Source organism: Brevibacillus sp. 1238, assembly GCF_029892995.1.
GTDB classification, from domain to species: domain Bacteria; phylum Bacillota; class Bacilli; order Brevibacillales; family Brevibacillaceae; genus Brevibacillus; species Brevibacillus parabrevis.
Window position 1 is genome coordinate 181,049 of sequence record NZ_JARXWC010000001.1, and the last position, 12,207, is coordinate 193,255.

General features: G+C 52.6%; 11 protein-coding genes. 10 read left to right on the forward strand and 1 reads right to left on the reverse strand.

Translation table 11 applies throughout. The annotated features are described in order from the left end of the window. Positions 1 to 21: 21 nt before the first annotated feature. The 10 genes from M2298_RS00840 to M2298_RS00885 all read left to right on the forward strand — a co-directional run bounded on the left by M2298_RS00840 (position 22) and on the right by M2298_RS00885 (position 11,220). The gene (locus tag M2298_RS00840; RefSeq protein WP_122962881.1) at positions 22 to 1,209 is read left to right on the forward strand and encodes a HEAT repeat domain-containing protein; all 1,188 of its coding nucleotides are present in this window, start codon (positions 22 to 24) and stop codon (positions 1,207 to 1,209) included. A 17-nt stretch (positions 1,210 to 1,226) separates the two neighbouring features. Continuing rightward, positions 1,227 to 2,663, forward strand: coding sequence for a glycosyltransferase family 2 protein (locus M2298_RS00845; RefSeq protein ID WP_122962882.1), 1,437 nt, complete (start codon positions 1,227 to 1,229; stop codon positions 2,661 to 2,663). A gap of 2 nt (positions 2,664 to 2,665) precedes the next feature. Then, positions 2,666 to 3,457: a response regulator transcription factor gene (locus M2298_RS00850; RefSeq protein WP_122962883.1), complete on the forward strand. Its 792-nt coding sequence runs from the start codon at positions 2,666 to 2,668 to the stop codon at positions 3,455 to 3,457. A gap of 22 nt (positions 3,458 to 3,479) precedes the next feature. Further along, positions 3,480 to 4,841 carry a nucleotide sugar dehydrogenase gene (locus M2298_RS00855; RefSeq protein ID WP_122962884.1) on the forward strand — a complete coding sequence of 454 codons (1,362 nt, stop codon included), beginning with the start codon at positions 3,480 to 3,482 and terminating at the stop codon, positions 4,839 to 4,841. A 34-nt stretch (positions 4,842 to 4,875) separates the two neighbouring features. Then, positions 4,876 to 6,708: a glutamine--fructose-6-phosphate transaminase (isomerizing) gene (gene glmS, locus M2298_RS00860; RefSeq protein WP_122962885.1), complete on the forward strand. Its 1,833-nt coding sequence runs from the start codon at positions 4,876 to 4,878 to the stop codon at positions 6,706 to 6,708. 57 nt (positions 6,709 to 6,765) lie between these two features. Beyond that, on the forward strand, positions 6,766 to 6,972 hold the full coding sequence (locus M2298_RS00865) for a hypothetical protein (RefSeq protein WP_122962886.1): 207 nt from the start codon (positions 6,766 to 6,768) through the stop codon (positions 6,970 to 6,972). Then, positions 6,969 to 7,991: a bifunctional UDP-N-acetylglucosamine diphosphorylase/glucosamine-1-phosphate N-acetyltransferase GlmU gene (gene glmU / locus M2298_RS00870; RefSeq protein ID WP_122962887.1), complete on the forward strand. Its 1,023-nt coding sequence runs from the start codon at positions 6,969 to 6,971 to the stop codon at positions 7,989 to 7,991. Before M2298_RS00865 ends, glmU begins: the two co-directional genes overlap by 4 nt. After that, positions 7,991 to 8,911, forward strand: coding sequence for a hypothetical protein (locus M2298_RS00875; protein ID WP_122963252.1), 921 nt, complete (start codon positions 7,991 to 7,993; stop codon positions 8,909 to 8,911). The genes glmU and M2298_RS00875 overlap by 1 nt, the downstream gene beginning before the upstream one ends. Positions 8,912 to 8,916: 5 nt before the next feature. Then, the gene (locus tag M2298_RS00880; protein WP_122962888.1) at positions 8,917 to 10,596 is read left to right on the forward strand and encodes a hypothetical protein; all 1,680 of its coding nucleotides are present in this window, start codon (positions 8,917 to 8,919) and stop codon (positions 10,594 to 10,596) included. Between the two features lie 81 nt (positions 10,597 to 10,677). Next, positions 10,678 to 11,220: a hypothetical protein gene (locus tag M2298_RS00885; protein WP_122962889.1), complete on the forward strand. Its 543-nt coding sequence runs from the start codon at positions 10,678 to 10,680 to the stop codon at positions 11,218 to 11,220. A gap of 215 nt (positions 11,221 to 11,435) precedes the next feature. Here the strand turns inward: M2298_RS00885 and M2298_RS00890 are convergent, their stop codons facing one another. Beyond that, positions 11,436 to 12,104 carry a hypothetical protein gene (locus tag M2298_RS00890; RefSeq protein ID WP_173596091.1) on the reverse strand — a complete coding sequence of 223 codons (669 nt, stop codon included), beginning with the start codon at positions 12,102 to 12,104 and terminating at the stop codon, positions 11,436 to 11,438. Between the last annotated feature and the right edge of the window lie 103 nt (positions 12,105 to 12,207).

The window sequence follows — 12,207 nt, forward strand, 5'->3', positions numbered from 1 at the left end:
TTGGACAGGAGAGTGGCAAATGTGCAAACACCTTTGGCGACAGCAATTGTTTTTGTGTACACGCTAAGCGGGATTACCGTGCTGGGATTGCTTGCCTTGTTCGCACTGAAGCTGCGAAATTTATCGGCAGAGAAGCAGGCACGCATGTGCGAAGAAAAATACCGCGATTACTTCGTCTACTTGCAAGCTTACGGCGAAGAGGAAGAACGCCTGAAGGTGCCCTACGGCGAGGTGACGCAAAAGGAAAAGCAGCTCATTCAAAAAAAGCTGTTTGAACTGATGGAACGCTTTACGGGCGTCCATAGGCAGAAATTGATCCAGCTCTGCGAAGATATGGGACTCGTTGCACACGATCTCGAACGGCTGCGGAGCGGCTGGAAATGGACGCGAGTCGACGCCGCCTACAATTTGGGGGTCATGCGATCCGGCCAGGCAGCGCCTGATTTGCTCGTTCTGTTGCAAAAAAGCGGGGTAAACGATCCGAGCCTGTTCATCTTTGCCAGGGCGATTGCCAAATGCGCCCGAGATGCGGAAGACCTGCGGCAGATGGCGGAGTATGTCGTGCGGATGAAAAAGAACGTTCACCAGCTCATTGTCGACATGATCAGCGACTCGCAGCTGGACACGACTTCGTTTTATACCGAATGGATCCGCGACAAAAATCCGGAATTGGTCAAAATCGGGTTGATCGGCTTCGCCGTGCACGCTCAGCTCGAACTGGAGCCGGGATTGTCCAGGCTGGCGCTCTCTGCTGACAAAGAGGTGCGGATCAAGGCCGTGAAGCTCATGTGCCGCGACATCCGCTATTTGAACGACCAGACGATCAAAGACTTTTTGAACCACAAAGATTGGGAAATACGCGCCTTGATCGTCAAAGCAATCGGGGCGATGCAGCTTGCGGACTATGTGCCCGCCCTGAAAAAAGCGGTTGGCGATGCCAACTGGTGGGTGCGGCATCACAGCGCCCGCAGCTTGACGCAGCTGCAAGCAAAAGGCTTTTCGGCTCTGTGCGACATATTGCGGGAAGAGGGCAGCAATCCGAAAAGCGAGATGGCTCAGCAAATTATCCAGGAAGAGCTGGAAAAAGCAGAGCGCAGCCTCGGTGGCGAGCCAAGCACAGAAAAGCTGTTGGATTACAATGAAAAGCTGCATTTGTACCGCAAGTCGTGCAAAAAAACCATTTCCACCGTTCAGGCGATGGAAGGATAAGCAGAAAGGAGGCCCGCATGAGAGAGTTTTTGCTGTACTACGGAATGTTTGCCATCTACTACGTCATGGCGATCAATTCCTTGTATTTTATCATCATGCTGTTTTCGTTCAAAAGCATCATGGGGATTTTGAAAAGCTCGATTTATTCGCGCTTCCAGGCATTGTCCGGCTCGGAGCACGTACCGCCGATTTCGATTCTCGTGCCTGCCTATAACGAAGAGCTGACAATCATTGAGAATGTGCGATCGCTGCTTGCGCTGAACTATCCGCGGTATGAGGTGATCGTGGTCAATGACGGCTCCAAGGATGATACTTTGCAAGTGTTGATCCAAGAGTTTTCCTTGACGATATCCAAACATTTGCCAGTTCAGCCGCTGCTGCACACTTCACAGGTCAGGGGCATTTACCACAACCCGGATTTCCCCAACTTGTACTTGATCGACAAAGAAAACGGGGGCAAAGCGGACTCGCTGAACGCCGGAATCAATTTGTCGCACTATCCGCTGATCGCTTCGATTGATGCCGACTCGTTGCTGGAAAAAGATGCGCTCATTCGCATTGCCAAGGTGTACATGGAAAACCCGGAGGAAACCGTGGCGATCGGCGGCGACATTCGGATTGCCAACGGCTGCAAAATCGAGAACGGCGTGGTCAAAGAAATTCGCCTGCCGGACAAATTTTTGCCGATGATGCAGTCGGTGGAATACTTGAAGGCGTTTCTCGGCGGACGCATCGGCTGGAGCGCGATCAACGGCCTGATCATCGTCTCGGGGGCGTTCGGCGTCTTCCGCAAAGACTACGTGGTCAAAGTCGGCGGCTATCGCGAGGGGTATCCGGGCGAGGACATGAACATCATCATCAAGCTGCACAAATACATGCTGGAAAACAAGCTGCCGTACCGGGTAGCGTTTTGCCCGGACGCCGTCTGCTGGACGCAAGCGCCCGACTCGTTGAAAATTTTGGGCAGTCAGCGCCGCCGCTGGGGGCGGGGCAACCTGAAAAACATGATCGAATACGGCAAGCATATGGTACTGCGCCCGAAATACAAGCTGTTCGGGATGCTGACGCTGCCTTTCAACATTTTGTTTGAGACATTGAATCCGTATTTCCGCATTACGGGACTGCTGGCGCTGATCGGCTATACGCTTTTGGACATGACGAACAGCCACGTTCTTCTGATTTACGGCTTGCTCAACGTGCTGTACGGCGTACTGCTCGGCATCGGGTCCCTGTTGCTAGAGGAAATCGCATTTCGACGCTATCCCCGTTTTCAGGACATCGTCAAAATGCTTTTCTATACCATACTCATGTTTTTCGGCTATCGGCAAATCGGCGTCATCTGGAGATTCCTCGGACACATTGAATATTTGCGGAACAACAATTCGTGGGGAACGATGACCCGGACGAGCTGGCAGTCGAAAAGCAATAAAAACATTTCCAGTCTGGAGGCTTGATCATGAGTAATCTCGTACCTGCTTTTTATGAGCTTCTGAGCAAAATGGAAGAGCGAAGCGTGGCGTGCGGCGTCATTTTGGCTGCTTGCAAAAACGTTTCGGCGGAGTCGCTGGAGCTGGTCAAACGGGACATGGAGGCACAGCTAAAAGACGGGCTCACGTTGCATGCCGCATACGACAAAAACAAGCAAATTCTCGGTATTTTGCTAGAACAGAAGAAACTGGCAGATACCCATTTTTACGCCCTGCAAATCAGGGATTACATGCTCTCGCGCAAGCTGCTGACTGGCGGCATGTACATCGCCAGCTTCCCGGAAAGCTCCCGTTCCACAGCGCAAATGCTGATGCGAATGATCCAGGAAATGAAGGAGCAGAGCGAGCCGGGCAGCATCAGCGTATACGAGCAGCACGGCAATCAGAGACAGCAGGAGCAGGCGAGCATCTTGCTCGTCAATCCGGATGAGACGGTCAACGAGTTTTTGCGCATCTATTTGCAGCGCAAAGGCTACCAGATCACGGTCGCCCACGATGGAGGAGACGGCGTGGAAAAGCTGCGCCAGGCCGCTTTTGATCTCGTCATTACCGATCTGAATTTGCCTGTATTAAACGGCTACCAGCTGATGGAAAAAATTCGCCACCTCGGTCAGGAAGCGATGAGCAAAATCATGGTGCTGACGGACAAAAAGCTGGAAGAAGACGTGCAAAAATCGTTTGCCCTCGGGGCGTCCGACTACATGACGAAGCCATTTTCGCCAGTAGAGCTGGAAGCCAGAGTCAAGCGCTTGATTTCATAAAGAAAAAGGGAGAGAAACCGGGATGACTAGATACGAGGAGCTACAGAAAAAAATTGCCGACAAAACAGCGAGAATCGGCGTAATTGGACTTGGCTACGTCGGGCTGCCGCTCGCAGTGGAAATTGTGAAAAGCGGGTACACCGTAGTAGGAATTGATTTGCACGAAGGAAAAATCGAGAGCTTGAAAAACGGACAGTCCTACGTCCAGGACATCGCCAATGAAACGTTGCAGGAGTGCCTGGCAACCGAGCGCTTTTTGCCAACGAGCGAATATCGCGTCATCGGGGAGCTGGACGCGATCAGCATTTGCGTTCCGACGCCGCTCAGTCCGAATCAGGACCCGGACACGTCCTACATCACGAATGTCGTGGAACAAATTAAAACGTACATGCGACAAGGGCTGCTCATCACTCTGGAGAGCACGACGTATCCGGGAACGACCGACGAGCTGATCGGACGCGAGCTGGAGAAGCTCGGCTATGTCACAGGTGTCGACTTTTTCCTTTGCTACTCGCCCGAGCGGGTCGATCCGGGCAATCGCAAGTTCAACACGTACAACACGCCGAAAATTATCGGAGGGACAACGGAGCGTTGCATCGAGCTGGGAACGCTGTTGTACGGCAATCTGGTCAAAACAGTGGTTCCTGTCTCCTCGCCAAAAGTGGCGGAAATGTCCAAGCTTTTGGAAAACACGTTTCGCAGCGTCAACATCGCGTTCATGAATGAAATGGCGATGATGTGCGACAGAATGGGCATCAACGTCTGGGAGGTAATCAAGGCCGCATCGACCAAGCCATTCGGGTTCATGCCGTTTTATCCGGGACCTGGGATCGGTGGGCATTGCATACCGCTCGATCCGATGTATCTGTCTTGGAAAGCAAAAGGCTATCGCTTCCACAGCCAGTTCATCGAAATTGCCCAATCGATCAACGACAATATGCCAGACTACGTGCTGAACAAGACGGCACAAGTGCTGAACATTTACGCCAAGGCGATCAACAGCTCGCGCATCCTCATTTTGGGCATGGCCTACAAGCCGGATATCGACGATCTGCGCGAGTCCCCGGGCCTGGAAATTTACGAGCTGTTCAAAAAGAGCGGTGCGCAGGTGGACTATTTCGATCCGTACGCGCAAAGCTTCCTCGACAAAAAGGGGCAAGTTGTTTCTTCCATTAATAATGACTACGACTTGTTCAAAACGTACGATTGCATGGTGCTCATCACCAACCACAAATGCTTTGATTATCAGGAGCTGGCTGATTTGGGCATCGCGATTATCGATACACGCAATGCCTTCGACGGAATCAAGAATCCGAATGTGTATCGCATCGGCACCTCGGTAGCGATCCAGGAGGAAAAACAGATTGTAAGCTTGCTGGCGTAAACAGCGCCGGGCAACAGAAGGAGGAGTTACGAACATGTGCGGAATCATGGGATACATCGGGTACAGACAAGCACAACCCATTTTGATCAACGGCCTGAAAAAGCTGGAATACAGAGGCTATGACTCGGCTGGCATCGCGATTTGCGATGGAGAGTCTATCGCCGTGCGCAAGGCGAAAGGAAGAATCGATGCGCTGGTGCAAAAGACCGAGCAATCCGGGCTATCCGGCTCCATCGGCATCGGGCACACGCGCTGGGCTACGCACGGGCGTCCTTCCGATGAAAATTCACATCCTCACTTGGATGCGACCAACAAGTTTTCGATTGTCCACAACGGCATTATCGAAAACTACCTGGAGATCAAGCAGGAGCTGATCGAGCAGGGTGTCGCGTTTCGCTCGGAGACAGACACGGAAGTGATCGCCCACCTGCTGGCGCGGGAATACGCTGGCGATCTGGTCGCGGCGGTACGCGCAGTGGCAGGGAAAATTCGCGGAGCGTTTGCTCTCGGAGTCATGTCGGAATACGAACCAGACAAGCTCGTCGCGGTACGCGTGGCGAGTCCGCTGATCATCGGAGTGGGGGAGAACGAGAATTTTATCGGCTCTGACATTCCCGCTATTCTGGAGCATACGCGCGATGTGTACGTTTTGGAGGACGGCGATCTGGCTGTGCTGACGAGTGATTCTGTGCGGGTCATGAGCCTTTTGACAGACGATCCTGTCAAGCGCGAACTCGTCCGCATTGACTGGGACAAGGAGCAGGCGGAAAAAGACGGGTACGCCCATTACATGGAAAAGGAAATCCATGAGCAGCCGCGCGCTCTGCGCAATACGATGACAGGGCGGATCGACGAGACAGGACAGAAGGTTATTTTTCCTAATCTTCAGTTATCGTCTCGATCTGTCAAGCAAATCGAGAAAATATACATCGTCGCATGCGGCACCGCCTATCACGCGGGCTTGATCGGCAAGCACGTCATCGAGAGTCTTGCCCAAATCCCGGTCGAGGTGGATGTCGCTTCCGAGTTCCGCTACCGCCGACCGTTGTTTGCGAAAAATACGTTGACGATTGCCGTCAGCCAGTCCGGGGAAACGGCGGATACGCTCGCTGCCATGCGAGAGGCGAAGCGCAACGGATCGGCTGTCCTCGCCATCACCAACGTGGTCGGCAGCTCGATTGCCCGTGAAGCAGACGATGTGATCACGACCAATGCCGGGCCAGAAATCGCCGTCGCTTCCACGAAAGCGTACACTTCCCAGCTGATCGCCTTTTATTTGTGGGGAATGTATTTGGCGCAACAAAAAGCGACGATGGCCCCGCAAGAGATTGCTGCGCTGCTCGGGAAGCTGAAAGAGTTGCCAGAGCAAGTCGCAGAGATTTTGACCCATGCCAAGCAGTTGCGGCATTTTGCCGAGTCGATCAAGGACGAGCGCCAGTTGTTTTTCATCGGGCGCGGAATCGACTTCGCCGTTTCCATGGAAGGCTCGCTCAAGCTCAAGGAAATCTCCTACATCCACTCCGAGGCGTACGCGGCGGGAGAGTTGAAGCACGGCACTTTGGCCTTGATCGAAGAAGGGACGCGGGTGATCGCGCTGTCCACGCAGGACGCGCTGCATGAGAAAATGATCAGCAACATTACGGAAGTAAAAGCGCGCGGCGCCAACGTGCTCGGCATTACGCACGAAGACCACCTCGACTTGCACCGGACAGTGGATGATGTGTGCCTGATTCCGAAGACAGATGCGCTGCTCTCCCCTGTGCTTAGCGTCATTCCGCTACAGCTCATCGCTTACTACACGTCAGTCGTCTTGGGCAATGATGTAGACCGTCCACGCAATTTGGCCAAAAGTGTAACAGTTGAGTAGGCTGATCCGTCCATGGTTAAGAACCACAATACGGGACTGACTGGGAGGAACGAGCGAATGAGCACCTCGAAGCCGGAGTTGAATCAGGAAGTATTGCTTGCGATCATGCTCCAAGCCTATCAGCTGGGCGTGCAGAGGAAAGATGTTGATTTGAACATGATGATCCACACATTGACGTATGAATTGAAACCGTATTTGGAACCACAAATCCAGCAAGGCCCGCTTGCATCCAGTCAAGGGGCCAAAGTGGAGGCGACAGGATGAACATACACGCAGTAGTGCTTGCAGCAGGAAAAGGCACCCGAATGAACTCATCGCTCTACAAAGTGATGCATCCGCTGTGCGGAAAGCCGATGATTGAGCATGTTGTCGATGCGCTTGTTCCATTGGCATTGCGAAATCTGGTAGTGATCGTCGGCCACGGAGCGGAAGCGGTGAAAGAGCAGTTGGGCAACCGCGTGCAGTACGCCTTGCAAAAAGAGCAGCTTGGCACAGCGCACGCCCTCTGGATGAGCAGCGGCATTCTCGGGGAGCAAGAAGGTGTAACGATTGTCCTGAACGGCGATACACCTCTCGTCCAGAGCGAAACATTGCAGGAGCTGCTCGACTGCCATCAGGCCAAACAGGCTGCGGCCACCGTGCTGACCGCCGTCGTGGACAACCCGACAGGCTACGGGAGAATTATCCGCGATGAGAATGGAGCCGTCCGCAAAATCGTCGAGGAGAAAGACGCGACGCTGGGACAAAAAAAGGTGAACGAAATCAGCACGGGAATTTTTTGCTTCGACAACCGGAAGCTGTTTGCCACTCTCCCGCACGTTTCCAACGAGAACGCCCAAGGTGAATATTACTTGCCGGACGTCCTCGCATTGTTGCAGGAGCAAGGCGAGCTGGTGGCTGCATCGGTGGCAGCGGATGCGGAAGAAGGCGCGGGAGTCAACGACCGGGTGCAGCTCGCCTACATGGAGCAGCTCATGCGCAAGCGGATCAACGAGCGCCACATGCGCAGAGGGGTAACGATGGTTGATCCCAACGCCACCTATATCGATTCTACCGTGACGATTGGCCGTGACACGGTGCTCTATCCCGGCACCGTTTTGCTGGGACAAACCCGGATCGGGGAAGGCTGCCAGATTGGGCCGCATGCCCAGGTAAAAGACATGAATATCGAGGATTACACGAGAGTTCCGCCATTTTCGGCGTTTGACGGGAACAGGCACACAGACAGGGCATTGGCATATGCAGGGGCGGCGACAAGCGGGCAGAGCTACGAGCAGAAATGATGCGCGCACTACGCAAATACGGCCCGCTCTGGGCAGGCGTTGCGCTGCTCGTGGCAGCCTCCATTCTCATGCTCACACTCGCAAATCAAACCCGTCAAGCCCTGACGACAGCTACCTGGATATGGGATGCCAAACAGATCGAGACACAGACCGACGAAATGATCGACTTCGCCAGGCAAAATGAGATCAATCTGATTTACCTGCACATTGAACCGACTGCGGTTGCTCCGCACACGTACCGCTCCTTCGTCCGCAAAGCGGGACAGGCTGGCATTTTGGTGGAGGCGCTTGGCGGCGATCCCAACTGGGCGCTGACCAAGAATCGCCAAAGTATCGATGAGCTGATCTCCTGGGTGAAGGCGTACAACAAGCAGGCGAAGGCAAACGAACGCTTCTCAGGCATCCATGTCGACATCGAGCCGTATTTGCTGCCGGACTGGAAGGAATCCCGGCAAGAAGTCGTCCGGGAGTGGCTGAAAAATGTTACATACTTGGTGGCTGAGACGAAAAAAGACACCGATTTGACGGTCAGCGCGGACTTGCCGTTCTGGATCGACTCCGTGTCGGTTCCGGGGAGCGAAGAAAAAGTGAGCAACTGGATGGTGGAACGGCTCGACAGCATCACGCTCATGGCGTACCGCAATCGTGCCGAGGGGAACAACGGCATTGTGGAGCTTGTCAAAAAGATCGTCGCCGATGCCAATTCCCGAAAAAAAGGCTCCGTCATCGTCGGGGTCAACATCATGGAATCGGCGGAAGGCGCACATGTCAGCTTTTTTGCTGACGGCCCGACGGAGATGAAAAACCAGCTGGTCATTTTGCAAGAAGTGCTGTCAGACAATCCTGCCTTCGCGGGAAGCGCCATTCACGACTACGAAAGCTGGAAGCAAAGTATAGAAGCCAACGAGAGGAGTAGCTAACATACATGAAAGCCGCGCCCATCTACCTTAGTGCACTCTGCCTGACGCTCGGCTTTCTGTTCGGCTTTTCCCCAGCGGAAAAAAAGAGTAAGGCCACGTGGATTTGGCAATCCGAGATGATTGGAGACGAGAAACGGGAAATTCTGGCCTTTTGCCAGGAAAACGAGATCAATTTGATTTACTTGCGGATCGAAATGAACAAGCCGTTTGATTACTACCAGGCTTTTATTCGCGAAGCAAGTGCGCTGGGGATCGAGGTTCACGCTGTCGCTGGTCATCCCGCCTGGGCGCTTGCCAGCAACGAAAAGCGAATGCTCAACATCGTCAAGTGGGTGAAGGCATACAATCTGGAGGCGACTGATCAGGAGCGAATCCGCGGTATTCAACTGGATATCGAGCCGTATTTGCTGCCGTTTTGGGACACCGATCGCGAACGGGTGCTCCGCGAGTGGCAAGCGAACATGCAGGCATTCACGCGGGAAGTGAAACGGCAGCCCGACCTTGTGGCGAGTGCGGCGATCGCTTTTTGGCTCGACGATATATCCATGCCGGATCAAAAAGATGTTTTTGTGTCCGAGTGGATGATCGAGCAGTTTGATACGGTGTGCATCATGGCGTACCGCGATACGCTCGCCGGGAACAACGGCATCCTTGCGCTGGTCGAGGATGAGCTGAGAGAAGCGGACAAGCTGGGCAAACGGGTGATGGTGGCAGTCAACATGAAAAAGCTCAGCGACGATCACGCTTCCTTCGCCGAAGAAGGTGCGATGGAGATGAACCGCCAGCTTGCGCTTTTGCCGGAAAAGCTGGGAGATCATCCCTCCTTTTCCGGTGTGGCGATCCACGATTATCGGCATTGGAAGGAGGCTGCGCCGTTGGAGCCGGTTCCGAAAGCGCGTTACAGAGGCACCTATATATGGCGAGCCGAATTGATCGGCACAGAAAAAGCGGAAATTCTCGCCTTTGCCAAACAGAACGGGGTCAACCTGTTGTACGTCCGGCTTGATTTGGAACAGCCGCCTTCCTATTATCGTGATTTTGTCCGCCAAGCTAAAGCTGCGGGGATCGAAGTGCACGCCATGGGCGGTCATCCGATCTGGGCGCTGGCTGAGAGCAAAGGGAAAATCATGAAGCTCGTCAACTGGGTGAAGGCGTACAACCGCTCCGTCAGCGAGGACGAACAGTTTCACGGCATCCACCTCGATATCGAGCCATATGTCATGCCTGTCTGGCGGGAAGACAAGGACGAGGTATTGCGCCAGTGGATGGGCAATATTGAAGCGTTCGTGGAGGAGACGAAGCGAGACGGCGAACTGGAAGCAAGCGTCGATCTCGCAGCGTGGCTGGATCATACGCCAGTGCCGGGACAGCCTGATCTGCCGTTTTCCCACTGGATGATTCAGCAGATGGATCATACGACCTTGATGGCTTTTCGCGATTCAGCAGACCGAATCGTCGGACTGGTAGAGCAGCAGCTGGCGTACGCGCAAAGCATCCAGAAAAATATTGTCGTCGCCGTGGAAACGAAGGAAAGTCACGAAGGGAGCGGCATCTCGTTTTACGAGGAAGGGATGACCGAGATGGAGCGGCAGCTAAAGCAGGTGACGAAATCGCTTGCGCCGTACGAATCGTACATGGGCCACGCCATCCACGCTTACGATTACTGGAAAAACGGGAAAGAGTAAAAAGCAGGCAAGACGCGCTACGAGCTGGCGAGTGTTGTACAATGAAGAGAGGAAGGTCGGTGGAAGAGAGGGGAAACGATCATGCGTGACAGTTCCAACAGACATCGGGGTCTTCCGCCTCGCACGCCTGAGCTTTTGTACAACGTCGTTCGCAAGTTTTACCGCGGTGCCGTCAGCCATTACGACCTGATCCAGGAGAAAAAGCAGGAGGCTTACGCCTGTTTTGAACAGATGCAAGCTACTGGTGACGATCAGCCGTTGCGTGCCGCTCTTGCGACTCTGTTTTTGGAATTTCATTTTTACACGACTTGCTGGCTGCAAATCGAGTTGGCGCTGTACCGCTTGGCCCGTCAGGATGAGCGGCTGGCGAAGGTGATGGATACGTTTCGGACCGCACTGGAAACGCATGTGGCTGTCCGCGAGCAACTGGAGCAGACAGAGGCATGTGTAGCCGCCCAATTCGCAGCGGGAAGCTCCGGCTTGTCCTGTGTCGGGGTGGAACGCGACGCCTATTTGTTCGACCGCTTCACGTTCACAGTCGACGAGACGAGCCTGGCACAGTTGCACGCCCTGTTTGCCGCCGTCGAGGAACAGCGCACCATGTCTACAAGTGAAAAAGCGTGACCGTCTGTAAGGGCGGTCACGCTTTTTTTGATCGACAGGCTTGCGGTCTGTTGATGCCAATGTGAGGGGACGGTCTGTATAGTTAACCTTGCTGGTTCCGTTTCAGGTGGCAGTAGTCCTTTTATTCGGTTCATTGATTGTCGTGTAATTTGCATTGTTTCGTTATAGGCAAGTTGAACCTGGTGTTTTACGTTTCTCGTAGTTAAAGGCACACTTTAGTCAGATGTAATTTCTAATTCACCATCTTCTCCACTTACAGAAGCAACAACATCAATTGTAAGGTAAGCTACACTCCCGTAAAAAACTCGATCTAAAGTATATGTCCAAGATTTTTTCTTGCTCTTTGTCCAACCACTTGTGTAAGTCTCGTCAACAGTTTTGCCAATATATGTACCGCTAGTACCAACAACACCGTATCCCACAATCCGTACATCTGTTTTATAGGAGTCAGGAGTTCCGCTGGTCACTTTGGTGGTTATATCTCCTTCAATAGTATTTTGCCAAATGCCTAGAGCTGTTTCGAGAGTACCTTTTATAGAGCCAGCGAACACGTCATTGTCGGCTGCACCTTTTACTTTGTGTGTTTTTACCGAATCAGTAACAGCTTTTGCTTGTATTTGGTTACTGGTGGTTTTTTGGGGGACTGAAATAACTCTAGTTCCGTACGTCTTGATAAATTCCAGATCCTCACCCTCAATTACTTCGTTAATATCATATTTATTAGCAATTTCTATAAGCTTTTGTTTAATCATTTCGTTACTTACGGTTGAATAATCTATGCTAGCAGAGGCTTTTGTAGAGGGTGTTTCGGCAGCAAAAGCGCTTCCTGTTAATAGTGCTAGAGACAATGTTGCTGCAGACATAACTGAAAAAATCTTTTTCAAATTAATCATCCTCCTATGCATGAAAATATTTCCATTTACAATATTAACCTTAATTTTATTTATTTGTAAATAATATAGTTAATTTTTGTTAATTATTAATTGA

What these genes read in the sequence shown, in the direction of transcription:
- M2298_RS00845 (WP_122962882.1), top strand. Translation starts at nt 1,227, where the DNA reads ATGAGAGAGTTTTTGCTGTACTACGGAATGTTTGCCATCTACTACGTC.
- M2298_RS00850 (WP_122962883.1), top strand. Translation starts at nt 2,666, where the DNA reads ATGAGTAATCTCGTACCTGCTTTTTATGAGCTTCTGAGCAAAATGGAA.
- M2298_RS00855 (WP_122962884.1), top strand. Translation starts at nt 3,480, where the DNA reads ATGACTAGATACGAGGAGCTACAGAAAAAAATTGCCGACAAAACAGCG.
- glmS (WP_122962885.1), top strand. Translation starts at nt 4,876, where the DNA reads ATGTGCGGAATCATGGGATACATCGGGTACAGACAAGCACAACCCATT.
- M2298_RS00865 (WP_122962886.1), top strand. Translation starts at nt 6,766, where the DNA reads ATGAGCACCTCGAAGCCGGAGTTGAATCAGGAAGTATTGCTTGCGATC.
- glmU (WP_122962887.1), top strand. Translation starts at nt 6,969, where the DNA reads ATGAACATACACGCAGTAGTGCTTGCAGCAGGAAAAGGCACCCGAATG.
- M2298_RS00875 (WP_122963252.1), top strand. Translation starts at nt 7,991, where the DNA reads ATGCGCGCACTACGCAAATACGGCCCGCTCTGGGCAGGCGTTGCGCTG.
- M2298_RS00880 (WP_122962888.1), top strand. Translation starts at nt 8,917, where the DNA reads ATGAAAGCCGCGCCCATCTACCTTAGTGCACTCTGCCTGACGCTCGGC.
- M2298_RS00885 (WP_122962889.1), top strand. Translation starts at nt 10,678, where the DNA reads ATGCGTGACAGTTCCAACAGACATCGGGGTCTTCCGCCTCGCACGCCT.